Below are 13,212 nucleotides of genomic sequence, written 5' to 3' on the forward strand. Positions count from 1 at the left end.
ACAGTCCAGGAACTCCCACGATGCTCGACCTCCTCATCACCAACGCCACCCTCCCCGACGGCCGCACCGGCATGTCGATCGCCGTGCAGGACGGCCGAATCGCCGAGGTCACCGAGGGCTTGGACGCCCCAGCGCACGAGAAGCTCGATGCGCAAGGCCTGCTCCTCGCGCCCCACTTCGTCGACCCGCACTTCCACATGGACGCCACGCTGAGCTACGGCCTGCCGCGCGTCAACGAAAGCGGCACGCTGCTCGAAGGCATTGCGTTGTGGGGCGAACTCAAGCCGCTGCTCACCGCCGATGCATTGATCGAACGCGCACTGGCGTATTGCGACTGGGCCGTAGCGAAGGGCCTGCTGGCCATCCGCACGCATGTGGACACGAGCGATGCGAGCCTGCTCGCCGTCGATGCGCTGCTGGAGGTCAAGCGCCAGGTCGCCCCCTACATCGATCTGCAGCTGGTCGCCTTTCCGCAAGACGGTGTGCTGCGTTCCGAAGGCGGTGTCGAGAACCTCACGCGCGCGCTCGACAAGGGCGTGGACGTGGTCGGCGGCATTCCTCATTTCGAACGCACCATGGCCGACGGCGCCGCCAGCGTGAAGCTGCTGTGCGAGCTGGCCGCCGAGCGCGGCAAGCTGGTCGACATGCACTGCGACGAATCGGACGACCCGCTCTCGCGCCACATCGAGACGCTGGCCTTCGAGGCGCAGCGCCTGGGCCTGCAGGGCCGCGTGACCGGCTCGCACTGCACCTCGATGCATTCGATGGACAACTACTACGTGAGCAAGCTGCTGCCGCTCATCGCGCAGAGCGGTGTCGCGGTCATCGCCAATCCGCTCATCAACATCACGCTGCAGGGCCGCCACGACACCTACCCCAAGCGCCGCGGCATGACGCGCGTGCCCGAGCTGATGGCCGCCGGCGTGAACGTCGCGTTCGGCCACGACTGCGTGATGGACCCCTGGTATGGCATGGGCTCGGGCGACATGCTCGAAGTGGCGCACATGGGCCTGCACGTCGCGCAGATGACGAGCCAGGCCGGCATCCGCCAATGCTTCGAGGCGGTGACGACGAACGCCGCGCGCGTGATGCACCTGGAGGGCTATGGCATCGCCGCGGGCTGCGATGCGAGCTTCGTGCTGCTGCAGGCGCGCGACGCGGTCGAGGCGATCCGGCTGCGCGCAACGCGGCTCAAGGTGTTCCGCAAGGGCAAGCTGCTGGCGGAGACGCCGGCGGCCACGGCCACGCTGCATCTGCCGGGCCGGGCACAGGCCAGCAGCTGGATGATTTCCAAGGCATAGGACACGCGGGCCTGCGTGCGTCGGTTGGTAGAAAAGCCATCTCCGGGGAGAACGACATGAAAGTCCACGGCGCCTGCCATTGCGGCCAGATCACCTACGAGGCCGAAGTCGATCCCGACAGGGTCAGCCTTTGCAACTGCGCCGATTGCCAGGTGCTTTCGGGCACCGCCTACCGCGTCTCGGCGCCCGTGCCGGCCGAGAACTTCCACCTGCTGACCGGCCAGCCGAAGGTCTACGTCAAGACCGCCGAAAGCGGCGTACGCCGCCGGCAGAGCTTCTGCGAGAACTGCGGAACGCCGATTGCATCGAGCCCGGACGTCGATCCGCCCGTCAGTTACTCGCTGCGCATCGGCAGCATGGCGGAGCGGGACCAACTGCCACCGCGCAGGCAGCAGTGGTGCAGGTCGGCGCTCGGCTGGTCGCAGGACATCAGCGGCCTGCCGGCCAAGCCGACCCAATAAGGCTCACCCTCGCCCAGCGCCTTCGAGATCGCACCACATGTGCACCTTCGCAAGCAAGGCACCGTCGACGGCGATGGCCAACGGCTCGATGCCGAAGACCTGGAAACCACAGCGCTCGTACAGCGCCTGCGCAGCCGCATTGCCTTCTGTCACCGTGAGCTGCACCAAGCGCAGCCCGCCGTGTGCACGCGCATGGTCGAGCACGGCCTGCACCAGCCGGCGGCCGAAGCCCGCGCGGCGCGCCGAAGCCATCACCGACATGCCGAACAGCGTGGCCTTGTGGCGCGCCCGCTCACGGTCTTCGAAACTCAGGCCGACGGCGCCCACCAGCACGCCGTTGTCGTCGAACGCGCCGTAGACCACGCTCGCCGCACCCGCCTCCGCGCCCAGGCGCTTCTCCCACCAGCCAAGCGGCAGGCCCTGGCGCTCACCGACGGTGGAAGTGAAGGCACTGGGATGCGTCGCGTAAGCATCGAGCATCACGGCGCGGTACGCCACAGCGTCCGCGGCGGTCAGCCGGCGGACGACGTTGCGGTCCTTCACGGCGTGTTCTTCAGAAGCGGACACAGACGGATTGCCTTTCCTGCAGCACCGCCTCCTGGCCGAAGTTCTTGCGGTACGTGTCGATGATGCCGGCGATGGCCGCGTCGTCCTTTGCACTGCGCGGATGCAGCAGCACCACCAGTTTCGAAGGTTCGCGCACCACGCCACCCGAGGCACCGCGCCATTGGCCGACGGCGTCGAGCACGGTCAGGCCCTGCGGGAATGCCGGGGTCACAGTGGTGTCGAGAAAGCCGGCCCATTGCGCATCCGAGACCTGGCCGCCGGCCGGTATCGCCCGTCCGAAGAAGAGCGTGTCGCGCTCGAAGGCTTCGAAGCCGGTGTCGCAGGGCTTGCCGGCCATCGGCGCGGAAGGCAGAGCGCTGCAGCCCGCCAGCGCGGTCACCATGAGCGCGATCAGCGTCAGGCGAACACGGAAAGCCGCGTATGCCATGAGATCAGGCCTCGGGTGCGATCGCCTCGGCGTATTCATAGAGCGCGCCGAGGATCTCTTCGCCGCGTTCGTCCGCCGTTTCTGACAGCGCATCCACTTCGCTGAACAGTTGCTCGATGGTGCGCGCCCCGCCCTCGCCGTGGAACAGGCGCGCCACGCGCAGCGCCTCCCAGCGTTCGGTCTCTTCGGGCGCGAGCGATTCGGGCCAGTTGCGAGCGCGGTAGCGGAACACGATCTCTTCGAGGCGGCCGTCGTCGAAACCGGTGCGGTCCTTGGCCAGCTCGCCGGCGGAAAGACCACGCAACTGATTCAGACGCCGGCGGTCGGCGTTGCCGACGAAGCCGCCGTAGAGGTCTTCATCGACATCTGGCGTGGCCTCCTTCGGCCGCGCGTACACCTGCGACCAGATCGCACTCATGTCGGGCAGGTCGCGCGCGATGGCGGCGTGGCGCATGGCGGTGTCGAGGTCGATGCCCCAGCGCTCGGCCATCGGTGGTGCGAGCGTGCGCAGGTTGCCGACCACCATCGGCGACTTGTTGAGATGGATGCCCTTCACAGGCAGGCGCACCACGCCTTCGGGCAGGTCGGCGGTGCGGGTGAAGAGCCGCAGGCGCAGCGTTTCGACATCGAGGTCGCGCAGCTCGCTCGGATCGTGGGCGAGGTCCCAGGCGAGCAGTTCGTTCTTGTTGGTGGGGTGGCTCGCGAGCGGCCACATCACGGCGATACAGCCGCGCTCCACTGAGAACATGCCGGAGACATGCAGGAAAGGCTTCGCGGTTTCACGCATCGCGGGCAAGCCGAGTTCGCTCGCCACGCGATCCTTCTTGTGCAGGCCGAAAGCGAAATCGAACAGCTTGGGCTGCTTGTCGCGAATCAGCCGCGCCAGTGCGATGGTCGCGCGCACGTCGGAAAGCGCATCGTGCGCCGACTCGTGCAGCAGGCCGTTGGCGCGGGCGAGGTCTTCGAGCTTGAAGCTGGGCTTGCCGTCTTCCTTCTTCGGCCACTCGATGCCTTCGGGACGCAGCGCGTAGGTCAGGCGCACCACATCGAGCAGGTCCCAGCGGCCGCAGTCGTTCTGCCACTCGCGCGCGTACGGATCGATCAGGTTGCGCCAGAAGAGAAAGCGCGTCACCTCGTCGTCGAAGCGGATCGTGTTGTAGCCCACGCCGATGGTGCCGGGCTGCGAGAACGCACGCTCGATCTGCGCGGCGAAATCGTGCTCGGGAATGCCGCGCTCCAGGCACACCTGGGGCGTGATGCCGGTGATGAGGCAGGCTTCGGGGCTGGGCAGGTAGTCCGGCGCTGGCTTGCAATAGATCATCAGCGGCTCGCCGATTTCGTTCAGCTCGGCATCGGTGCGGATGGCGGCGAACTGCGAGGGACGGTCACGACGCGGCACGGCGCCGAAGGTTTCGTAGTCGTGCCAGAGAAAGGTGTGGTTCATTCAGAGCAAGGGTGAAAACAAGCGCGCAATGGAATCGCCGAGGCGACGCCAGAAATTCTGTGGCCGGTTGGCGCGCACCGCGCCGGAACTGTGCAGATCGGTCTCGAACTGCGCCGCAAGCGGCTTGGTCAGTGCGGGGCCATAGACCACCGCGCTGACCTCGAAGTTGAGCCGGAAGCTGCGGTTGTCGAAATTGGCGGTGCCGATCATCGCGCAATGGTCGTCCACCACCAAGGTCTTGGAGTGCAGCATCCGCGCCTTGTACTCCCAGACCTTGACGCCCGCGGCGATCAGCTCGTCGAAGTACGAGCGCGCGGCGGCGCTCACGATGGCCGAGTCGCTGCGGCGCGGCACGAGCAGGCGCACGTCGACACCGCGCAGCGCGGCACTCGTCAGCGCCATCATCGCTGGCTCGCCGGGCACGAAGTAAGGCGTGGTGAGCCAGGCACGGTGCGTGGCCGAATGGATCGCCTCGACGTGCATGCGGTGGATGGGCTCGAGCATGTTGTCGGGGCCGCTCGTCACGATCTGCACCGGGATGTCGCCGGCATCGAGTTGCGGCAGCATCGCGGCCATCGCGTCGTCCATGCCGCGCGGGTCTTCGCCGGTGGCATAGGTCCAGTCTTCGAGGAAGGTGGTCTGCAGCCAGCGCACCGCGCTGCCCTCTATGCGCAGATGCACGTCGTGATAGGCGTCGGGGTTGGTGCGCTTGTCTTCCTCGTCGGTAATGTTCACGCCGCCCGTGAAGCCCACGCGGCCGTCGCACACCACGATCTTGCGGTGAGTGCGGTAGTTGGTCACCGGACGCAGGCGCCGGCCGATCTTGGTGTCGTGGAACAGCGCGACCTTCACGCCCGCCTGGTGCAGCGGCGCCATGAACTGGCGGCCGATGCGCTTGGAGCCCAACGCATCGAGCAAGAGGCGGACGGCGACGCCCTCTTTCGCGCGCTCGACAAGGAGGTCTCGCAGCGCGGTACCGATCTTGTCGGGCTCGAAGATGTAGTACTCGAGGTGGATGTGGTTCTTCGCCGCGCGCACGGCCTCGAAGATCGCATCGAAGGTGCGTGCACCGCCCGAGAGCAATTCAACATCGGACGCGCTCGACACCGGCAACCCGCAGGCCGCGGTGCCCAGCCGCGCCATCTGCTGCAGCGCCGGCGGTGCGTTGTCCGCCGCATCGCGCAACCGGGCGAGATCAGCCTGCGCGGACGCGCCTGCACGGCTGCGCAACCGCTTGATGCGCTGTTTGCGCAGGCGCTGCGGCCCGAGGAAGTAGTAGATGACGAAGCCCGCGAACGGCAGCAGCGCGAGCGACAGGATCCAGCTCATCGTGGACACCGGCGCGCGCTTCTGCATCACGATCCAGATCGACAGCACGGCGATGTAGCCGCTCCACGCGAGGGAGAGGCCGGTTTTCCATTCGGGGCTGAGGACGGGAAGGATCAAGGTGACGAAGACGGGTGGATGGATTCGGCCGCCCAAAGAAAAAGGCCGGCAGCGCGATGCTACCGGCCTTTGCGGGCGGTTCCGCGGCCTCATAGGCCGCGGAATGCCGGGCTCTCAGCCCGTGGCGGCCTCTTCGGCTTCAGGCTTGGACTTGCCTTCCTTCTTCGGCAGCGGCTGGATGTCCAGCAGCACTTCGTCCTTGTCGTCGAGGTCGACTTCGAGGCGACCACCGTCGGTCAGGCGACCGAACAGCAGCTCGTCGGCCAGTGCACGACGGATCGTGTCCTGGATCAGACGCTGCATCGGACGCGCGCCCATCAGCGGATCGAAGCCCTTCTTCGCCAGGTGCTTGCGCAGCTTGTCGCTGAAGGTGACTTCCACCTTCTTCTCGGCCAGTTGCGTTTCGAGCTGCAGCAGGAACTTGTCGACCACGCGCAGGATGATGTTCTCGTCCAGCGCCTTGAAGTTGACGATGGCGTCCAGCCGGTTGCGGAACTCGGGCGAGAACAGGCGCTTGATGTCGCCCATTTCGTCGCCCGCCTGACGCGGGTTGGTGAAGCCGATGGTCGCCTTGTTCATGGTCTCGGCACCCGCATTCGTCGTCATGATGATGATGACGTTGCGGAAGTCGGCCTTGCGTCCGTTGTTGTCCGTCAGCGTGCCATGGTCCATCACCTGCAGCAGCACGTTGAAGATGTCCGGATGCGCCTTCTCGATTTCGTCGAGCAGCAGCACCGAATGCGGCTTCTTCGTGACAGCCTCGGTCAACAGACCGCCCTGGTCGAAACCGACGTAGCCCGGAGGCGCGCCGATCAGGCGGCTCACCGCGTGACGCTCCATGTACTCCGACATGTCGAAGCGGATCAGCTCGATGCCCATGATGTAGGCAAGCTGCTTGGCCGCTTCGGTCTTGCCGACGCCCGTGGGACCGGAGAACAGGAACGAGCCGATCGGCTTGTCGCCCTTGCCCAGGCCCGAGCGCGCCATCTTGACCGCGGAGGCAAGCACTTCGAGTGCCTTGTCCTGACCGAACACCACGCTCTTCAGGTCGCGCTCGATCGTCTGCAGCTTGCTGCGGTCGTCGTTGCTGACGTTGGCCGGGGGAATGCGCGCGATCTTCGCCACGATTTCCTCGACCTCGGTCTTGCTGATGGTCTTCTTGCGCTTGCTCGGCGGCAGGATGCGCTGGGCGGCACCGGCTTCGTCGATGACGTCGATTGCCTTGTCGGGCAGGTGACGGTCATTGATGTACTTGGCGCTGAGCTCGGCCGCAGCCTGCAGGGCCGCCACCGCGTACTTCACGCCATGGTGTTCCTCGAAGCGCGACTTCAGGCCCTTGAGGATGTCGACGGTTTCCTGCACCGACGGCTCGACCACGTCGACCTTCTGGAAACGGCGCGACAGGGCCGCATCCTTCTCGAAGATCCCGCGGTATTCGGTGAACGTGGTCGCACCGATGCACTTGAGCTGGCCGCTCGAGAGCGCGGGCTTCAGCAGATTCGATGCATCGAGCGTGCCACCCGAAGCTGCACCCGCACCGATCAGCGTGTGGATTTCGTCGATGAAGAGCACGGCGTTCGGCTTGTCCTTCAGCGACTTGAGCACACCCTTCAGGCGCTGCTCGAAATCGCCGCGGTACTTGGTGCCGGCCAGCAATGCGCCCATGTCGAGCGAGTAGACCTGCGCCTCGGCAAGGATCTCGGGCACGTCACCCTGGGTGATGCGCCATGCCAGGCCTTCCGCAATCGCGGTCTTGCCCACACCGGCCTCGCCCACGAGCAGCGGGTTGTTCTTGCGCCGGCGGCACAGAATCTGGATGACGCGCTCGACCTCGTATTCGCGGCCGATCAGCGGATCGATCTTGCCGTCCTTGGCGAGCTGGTTGAGGTTTTGGGTGAACTGCTCGAGCGGCGATGCCTTCTCGTTGCGCTCGCCACCGCCCTCTTCGCCTTCGCCCTGCGGCGCTTCGCCGCTGCCCTTGACGGCTTCCGGCGGATCGCTCTTCTTGATGCCGTGGGCAATGAAGTTCACCACGTCGAGGCGGGTCACGCCCTGCTGGTGGAGGTAATAGACGGCATGCGAGTCCTTCTCACCGAAGATCGCGACCAGCACGTTGGCGCCGGTGACTTCCTTCTTGCCGTTGCCGGTGGACTGCACATGCATGATGGCGCGCTGGATCACGCGCTGGAAACCCAGCGTGGGCTGGGTGTCTACATCGTCGGTACCCGCCACTTGCGGCGTGTTGTCCTTGATGAAGTTGGTGAGCGACGCCCGAAGGTCGTCGACGTTCGCCGAGCAGGCGCGCAGAACCTCTGCGGCGCTCGGGTTGTCCAGCAAAGCGAGCAGCAGATGCTCCACGGTGATGAACTCGTGGCGCTGCTGCCGGGCCTCGACGAAGGCCATGTGCAAGCTGACTTCCAGTTCCTGGGCAATCATGTGATTTCCTTTTGCCTTGCTGTAAATAAGTTCTCAGATGGGTTGGAGCTTGCGCAATTCAACAGGTTCACGCAACTGGCTCACTGACACATTGCAGCGGGTGCCCAGCCTGCTGCGCGGCCTCCATGACCTGATTCACTTTAGTGGCTGCCATGTCGCGGGAATAAACCCCACAGACACCGCGGCCATCGAGGTGGATCTTCAACATGATCTGCGTCGCGGTTTCGCGGTCTTTGCTGAAGTACTCCTGCAGCACCACGATCACGAACTCCATGGGGGTGTAGTCATCGTTCAGCATGACCACCTGGTACATCTGGGGCGGCGCAGTTTTCTGCGGCCGGCGCTCCAGAACGACCGAATCTCCGTCATCCCCGGCCGGTTTTTGGGCCGGAGGGGTTGGGGGAGTCTTGGGAATTCTCGTTGCCATGAAAAAGATTCTATAGAGCGTGCAAGCACCGTGCCGACGCGAGAAGACTTGGTGGCGCGTATTCGACAAATCAAGAGCCTTGCGCCGCGCACGACAGCACGGGCACGAAATAAACCGGCGAATTGCCGGCCTGCTCAGATATTGCGCAGGATTGGCTTATTTGGCGCTGACATTTTTCGGCCTCGCGACCGGACCGGCGGCGGCAGATCGGGAGGCAATGCGTCGATTTCTTCGTCGGTGAGCTCTCTTTCGAGCTCCTCTGCCACGGCGACGGGCACCGGCTGCGGCCGGCGGACGCTCGTGGCTTCATGCACATCTGCAGGAGTCGGGGGCGACACAGATGCAGATCTTTTTCCCGGCTCACGACCTGTTGACTGCCCCATGTTCGGCTTGGGAGGCCTGGAAGTAACGGGCTCAAGCAGCAACGCGCGCCATTCGGCCTGCCTCTGGTCTTCCTGCTCCGCCTGCCAGCGCTTCTGTTCGCGCAGCAGTTCCCTGTGGCGCTCCGTGTGCTGCCGCCCCAGAAGCTCCAGTTCGACCCGAGCTGCCTTCTGGACCCACTGCGGCACGCATAGCAAAGCCTGCTGCAAGTCCCGCTGGACTTGCTCGCTGGCGAGTTCGAAAGCCCGTCGCTGTGCCTTCAACTGCGCGCGAGCCGTTTGCGAAAAGACCCAGGCGCCTAGACCCGCGCCGAGCGCTCCCAGGACGATGCAGGTCAACAGAAAGCAGATCTGCATCTCAAGCCTCATCAAGCACGCTCCCCCTCTGAATCCCATTTCTGCAACAGATCGAGCGGAATGGCATTGGCCACCAACGCGAAACGCTGGCCGACCAGGCGCTCGGCCTGTTTGAGCAACACCGCCACCGGGCTGCTGGGTTCGTGGTTTTCGAACCACTGGCGCGCGCTGCGAATCGCCTGAAGCACGTCGTCGCGTGGAACGAGACCGGAAACGCTCGGGCGCGGGACGCCTTCGCGAGGCGAGACGGACTCGGTACGCCGGACCACGTCGATTTCGTCGAACGGTTTCAGGAGGTCGATCAGCGCCTGGAGCGAAGGCGCGTCCCCGCCCAGTTGGCGTGCCGCCCAGTCAACGATCTGCCGGGTTGCCCGCAGTGCCTGCGACAACAGGTTCACCGGCGCATCGGCATCTCCATTCGCAGCCAGACGCAGTTGGGCGAGTTGCTGGGCGACCGATTCAGGACTTGGCGCGTCGGCCAGGCGCGGTACCGACCAGGCGCGCTCGATTTCGCGCACAGTCAAATGCCTCGCGGCGTTGGCCGCGACGACGATCTCCCGCACATCGCCCAGCAATCCATCGGGATCCGCCAGCGCCGCCAAGGCATTGGCGCGCACCGCCGGATCGCGCTCCCCCTCGACGACGAGCTGCGGATGCACCGCGTCGGGCCAGCGCTCCAGCACCTCCGAGAGCACAGCCAACGACTGCGCAAGCCCCGCGGCCTGCGCCACCCTCGCGCGTGCCCGGCACAGCCAGACGAACAGATTGATATCCCGGGTCCGCAGCAGCAGGCGGCGGCAATCGCGTTCGATCTCGGCCCAGTTCGGCGCTTCCGGCGTTCCGACGAACTGCCCGTATTGCGCATCGCCGCGCGGTGACATGCGCGAAAGCAGCACGGCGTACTCCGCGTCGTATTCGAGGCTGGGGCCGCAAGGATCGCTGGCGTTCAAGGGCTGGAGCTCGACGGCTGGCACGAGGGGGCTGTCAACGTAGGTCATGGATGGCGGGAGAAAAGAGTCAATGAACGGCTTGGGGGACCTGGGTGGCTTGGGTATCGCTGCGATGGCGCGAGCCGATGTATTGCTCGGGCTCGAACACCATTCCCACGGTGAAGCCGACAACTTGTGCGGCTTGGCCCTTCGAGCCGCCCAGCCATGTGGACCATCCAAGCTTTTCCGAATCGTCGAGCCGAGCGGGCGGCGTGCTGTCGTTGCGCAGGCGCAGCTCGACCTCCCAGACAAACTCGTGGCCGATGAAACCCCGCACCCATTCGACGAGCAACGGGAGATCTCGCCCGTGGGGGGTGAAGCGCAGGTACTGGTCGAGCGTCAATGGCCCGATCACCAGCCGGAACTTGTTCTGCCGATCGGCCACGACCTCTCCCGCAATCGCCCCCATCGCCATGACACTGGAAGCGCGTGCCTGGCCCAGGTGGCACTGGTCTTCGTCGTCGATGCGAATCCAATGCAGCACGAACTCCTGGAGCTGCACGGGCACCGCGAAGAAACGAGCCAGCGTGGCAGCCAATCCGTCGGGGTTGCGTGCCTCCCGGGTCAGGTGCGTCGAGGCCGCGAGGCGGGCATGCGTGGGCAACGCCGAATCACGGATTTCCAGCGGGTCATGCCCCGTGAGGCGAGCTACGTAGCGACTGAAGGCCTCGTCCTCGGCACGGTCCAGTCCCGCCGCCGCCTGGCTCTGCGCCCATGCGCGGTACATGTGCGTCAGGTAGCGGTGGTGGAAAAGGTCCAGGAAATCCGCCAATGTGCTGTCGTTGTAGTTCTCGACACGGTCGCGGATCAGCTCCGTGTAATGCAGCGGAAGTGGTCCGTTGGGACCCAGCAGGCCCAGACCGTACACGCGCACCGTGGGTACGTCCGGGTTGTTTCCCGAGCGTGGCAGCGCCGCGCCCGGAAAGGCCGGTTGCTGCTCACCCGGCAGCGCCGCGCCGGCGATTTCGCGCGGCGCGAATATCAATGCCGCCACCTGTCCCAATCGAAAGGGCTCTTGCTGCGGACGGCTGGCGAGCCCGATCGGGGGCTGCGGCGAACAAGCCGCGCCGATGCGCCTCAATACGGCAAAGAAGCCGAACTTCCAGGGCGTATCGCGCAATCGCGTGAACATTTCCTGCAGCGCGGGCTTTCCGGGAGATTGCCTCACAGAACGCCTTCGCGATCGCTGTCGTCATGGCGAGCGCCTGTTCCGGCCGAACCGATCCGGACATGGCTGTCCGGCGAGAGCTCATGGTGCTCGCGCCGCGTCAGACTCGGCAACGGGACCTTGGCCACGCGGGCAAGCTCCGGCGCGAACATGCCCAGCAGCTCCGGCGAGGGCTCTGCATCGAGAAGTCCCGATCTCGCGAGCGGTTCGAACGCCTCGATGACTTGGTCGATGCCTTCGCGCGGCAGCAGGATGTCGCGCAGCAAGGGATACGTCTCAGCCTGCCTGCTCAACTCCTCCAAGGTGGGGGCGGCCTCCGTACCGAAAGCCGCGAAGCCTTCCCAGGGCGTGCGGCCGGCGAGTTGACCGGGATCCTGGACCACGCGCACGAACTCCTCGTGCAACTCATCCAGCAGAACATCTGCAGGTCCGGCATCGAGCGATGGCCCGGCGGAAGGCGCGGTCCGCGCTTCGAATCGCGGTCTTTCGTCAAGCAGTGCAGCCAAGGTGTCCGCAGCGGGTCGAGACCTTGCACCCGCGATGTCGAGCACGCCGAAAGGGTCTGCCAGAGGATCGATTCGCCGGCCGTTGTCGCTGCCCTGGCCATTGAGGTCGCGCAGATCGAAGGTTTGTGGCGGCGCGGTCCCGATGGTCGGGTCTTCAGGCACGGCCAACTGGATCGCTTGTATTTCGAGGGCCGCTGGCATTGGTTCAGGCGCTTGTCGAGCCTCTTGCGTCCCTTGCTCCAGCACGAAGCGCAGCAGCCCCAGTTCGAGCGTATCGCCTACCGCGACAGGCACCACCGCGCCTGCCCGGACTCGCTTGCCGTTGCGCGCGCACATCAGCGTGTAGCTGCCATTGCTCAATTGCCATCCCTCCGCTTCCCCGCACCAGGCAATGCGGCACAGATTGGCGACGGCTCCTGTGCCAACGCCGTGGTGCTCGGCACACGGCTGGAGGATGTCGGCCATGCCCGCGCCGGCCGGCGGAATCGACATGGTTTCATCTCGCGACTCGCCACCGCTGTGGGTGAGGCGAAGAACCAAAGGAGCCACGTGAGTAGCGTTCCCTGCATCAGGACTGCCAACTTTCACGGCGAGGCGCTCCATAGTCTTTTCAGCTTGTGGGCCGCACCGATGAAACGGCCGTTGGCGTCCTGTTGCCAGAACGCACTTTCGGCACGGGCGCCTTGCAAACGGTGCGGCCAATCGGCCCACGGAAGATGGCGAACGCCATGCAGTTCGGCCGCGGGATCGTTGCGAGGGGCCGGGCCCGCTCGCTGATCGAGCAAAGCTTGCATCCAGCGAACGCGCTGTACGGAGAAGTCCTTTTCCAACTCGCGGCTCTCTGTGCGCAGCGCATGCAACGTGGTCTCCAGGGCATGAATATCGGCAAGTCCCATGCATGCCTGGCGAGCGACGGCGCGCGCAAGCCAGAACTGCCAATCGAGCGGCTGACAAAGCTGTGCCTCGAAATGCCGGATGGCCCGGCGCGGCAACTCCTGCTGATAGATCACCAGGGGATGAGACCGCCCTTCCCTGTCGACGGACAGCGCAATCACGCCAAGCACAAACCGTTGCCGCGCGAACGGCAAGGTGCCGGGTGGCAGCGCGAACGCCACCGGCACCGACATGGCCCTCGCGGTGGCCTCGACGTCCGCGTCAAGGCCGTGCGTCGCGAGCCATTGCGTCCACGCCTCCGCTTCACCCTGCCGCACGCCGCTGCATACGAGGTCCGTGTGGCCCCGCAGCCTGCCCCAGATTGCCGGTGGAGATGTGCGCCAGGGAGCGATCAGTCTTGCGAGCATGG

13 protein-coding genes are annotated in these 13,212 nt (G+C 65.5%); 2 read left to right on the top strand and 11 right to left on the bottom strand.

What is annotated here, in order from left to right; all coding sequences use genetic code 11:
- Positions 1–20 precede the first annotated feature (20 nt).
- Positions 21–1,301 carry an amidohydrolase family protein gene (locus tag QFZ83_RS14010; protein ID WP_307507376.1) on the top strand — a complete coding sequence of 427 codons (1,281 nt, stop codon included), beginning with the start codon at positions 21–23 and terminating at the stop codon, positions 1,299–1,301.
- A 56-nt stretch (positions 1,302–1,357) separates the two neighbouring features.
- On the top strand, positions 1,358–1,762 hold the full coding sequence (locus QFZ83_RS14015; RefSeq protein WP_307507379.1) for a GFA family protein: 405 nt from the start codon (positions 1,358–1,360) through the stop codon (positions 1,760–1,762).
- A gap of 3 nt (positions 1,763–1,765) precedes the next feature.
- Here QFZ83_RS14015 and QFZ83_RS14020 read toward each other — a convergent pair whose 3' ends face one another.
- From QFZ83_RS14020 to QFZ83_RS14070, 11 genes are all read right to left on the bottom strand, one after another.
- A complete protein-coding gene (locus QFZ83_RS14020) occupies positions 1,766–2,305 on the bottom strand; it encodes a GNAT family N-acetyltransferase (protein WP_307507382.1) in 540 nt (179 codons plus the stop codon).
- A 10-nt stretch (positions 2,306–2,315) separates the two neighbouring features.
- Positions 2,316–2,756: a DUF3574 domain-containing protein gene (locus QFZ83_RS14025; protein ID WP_306879656.1), complete on the bottom strand. Its 441-nt coding sequence runs from the start codon at positions 2,754–2,756 to the stop codon at positions 2,316–2,318.
- A gap of 4 nt (positions 2,757–2,760) precedes the next feature.
- Positions 2,761–4,200 carry an exodeoxyribonuclease I gene (sbcB, locus tag QFZ83_RS14030; RefSeq protein ID WP_307507384.1) on the bottom strand — a complete coding sequence of 480 codons (1,440 nt, stop codon included), beginning with the start codon at positions 4,198–4,200 and terminating at the stop codon, positions 2,761–2,763.
- Positions 4,201–5,646 carry a cardiolipin synthase gene (gene cls / locus QFZ83_RS14035; protein ID WP_307507387.1) on the bottom strand — a complete coding sequence of 482 codons (1,446 nt, stop codon included), beginning with the start codon at positions 5,644–5,646 and terminating at the stop codon, positions 4,201–4,203. It lies immediately after the preceding gene.
- A gap of 114 nt (positions 5,647–5,760) precedes the next feature.
- Positions 5,761–8,082, bottom strand: coding sequence for an ATP-dependent Clp protease ATP-binding subunit ClpA (gene clpA / locus QFZ83_RS14040; protein WP_013541677.1), 2,322 nt, complete (start codon positions 8,080–8,082; stop codon positions 5,761–5,763).
- A 67-nt stretch (positions 8,083–8,149) separates the two neighbouring features.
- Positions 8,150–8,509: an ATP-dependent Clp protease adapter ClpS gene (gene clpS / locus QFZ83_RS14045; protein ID WP_013541678.1), complete on the bottom strand. Its 360-nt coding sequence runs from the start codon at positions 8,507–8,509 to the stop codon at positions 8,150–8,152.
- A 134-nt stretch (positions 8,510–8,643) separates the two neighbouring features.
- Positions 8,644–9,246 carry a hypothetical protein gene (locus QFZ83_RS14050; protein WP_307507390.1) on the bottom strand — a complete coding sequence of 201 codons (603 nt, stop codon included), beginning with the start codon at positions 9,244–9,246 and terminating at the stop codon, positions 8,644–8,646.
- Positions 9,247–9,257: 11 nt separating this feature from the next.
- Complete coding sequence (locus QFZ83_RS14055; protein ID WP_307507393.1) at positions 9,258–10,244, bottom strand: ImpA family type VI secretion system protein; 987 nt, start codon at positions 10,242–10,244, stop codon at positions 9,258–9,260.
- A 19-nt stretch (positions 10,245–10,263) separates the two neighbouring features.
- Entirely contained in the window at positions 10,264–11,367 is a 1,104-nt protein-coding gene (gene tssG / locus QFZ83_RS14060) for a type VI secretion system baseplate subunit TssG (RefSeq protein WP_307507395.1), read from the bottom strand.
- Positions 11,368–11,399: 32 nt separating this feature from the next.
- A complete protein-coding gene (locus QFZ83_RS14065) occupies positions 11,400–12,374 on the bottom strand; it encodes a TagK domain-containing protein (RefSeq protein WP_307507399.1) in 975 nt (324 codons plus the stop codon).
- Between the two features lie 119 nt (positions 12,375–12,493).
- Positions 12,494–13,210, bottom strand: a complete 717-nt coding sequence (locus QFZ83_RS14070) for a TagF domain-containing protein (RefSeq protein ID WP_307507401.1) — start codon at positions 13,208–13,210, stop codon at positions 12,494–12,496.
- Between the last annotated feature and the right edge of the window lie 2 nt (positions 13,211–13,212).

Origin of the sequence: Variovorax sp. W1I1 (assembly GCF_030815625.1) — a bacterium.
In the GTDB taxonomy this organism is placed as follows: domain Bacteria; phylum Pseudomonadota; class Gammaproteobacteria; order Burkholderiales; family Burkholderiaceae_C; genus Variovorax; species Variovorax paradoxus_C.

Bases quoted from the DNA above. Each gene is read 5' to 3' on its own strand.
- QFZ83_RS14010 (WP_307507376.1), top strand. From the start codon at position 21: ATGCTCGACCTCCTCATCACCAACGCCACCCTCCCCGACGGCCGCACC.
- QFZ83_RS14025 (WP_306879656.1), bottom strand. From the start codon at position 2,756: ATGGCATACGCGGCTTTCCGTGTTCGCCTGACGCTGATCGCGCTCATG.
- QFZ83_RS14070 (WP_307507401.1), bottom strand. From the start codon at position 13,210: ATGCTCGCAAGACTGATCGCTCCCTGGCGCACATCTCCACCGGCAATC.
- QFZ83_RS14015 (WP_307507379.1), top strand. From the start codon at position 1,358: ATGAAAGTCCACGGCGCCTGCCATTGCGGCCAGATCACCTACGAGGCC.
- clpS (WP_013541678.1), bottom strand. From the start codon at position 8,509: ATGGCAACGAGAATTCCCAAGACTCCCCCAACCCCTCCGGCCCAAAAA.
- QFZ83_RS14050 (WP_307507390.1), bottom strand. From the start codon at position 9,246: ATGCAGATCTGCTTTCTGTTGACCTGCATCGTCCTGGGAGCGCTCGGC.
- QFZ83_RS14065 (WP_307507399.1), bottom strand. From the start codon at position 12,374: ATGGCCGACATCCTCCAGCCGTGTGCCGAGCACCACGGCGTTGGCACA.
- sbcB (WP_307507384.1), bottom strand. From the start codon at position 4,200: ATGAACCACACCTTTCTCTGGCACGACTACGAAACCTTCGGCGCCGTG.
- tssG (WP_307507395.1), bottom strand. From the start codon at position 11,367: ATGTTCACGCGATTGCGCGATACGCCCTGGAAGTTCGGCTTCTTTGCC.
- QFZ83_RS14055 (WP_307507393.1), bottom strand. From the start codon at position 10,244: ATGACCTACGTTGACAGCCCCCTCGTGCCAGCCGTCGAGCTCCAGCCC.
- clpA (WP_013541677.1), bottom strand. From the start codon at position 8,082: ATGATTGCCCAGGAACTGGAAGTCAGCTTGCACATGGCCTTCGTCGAG.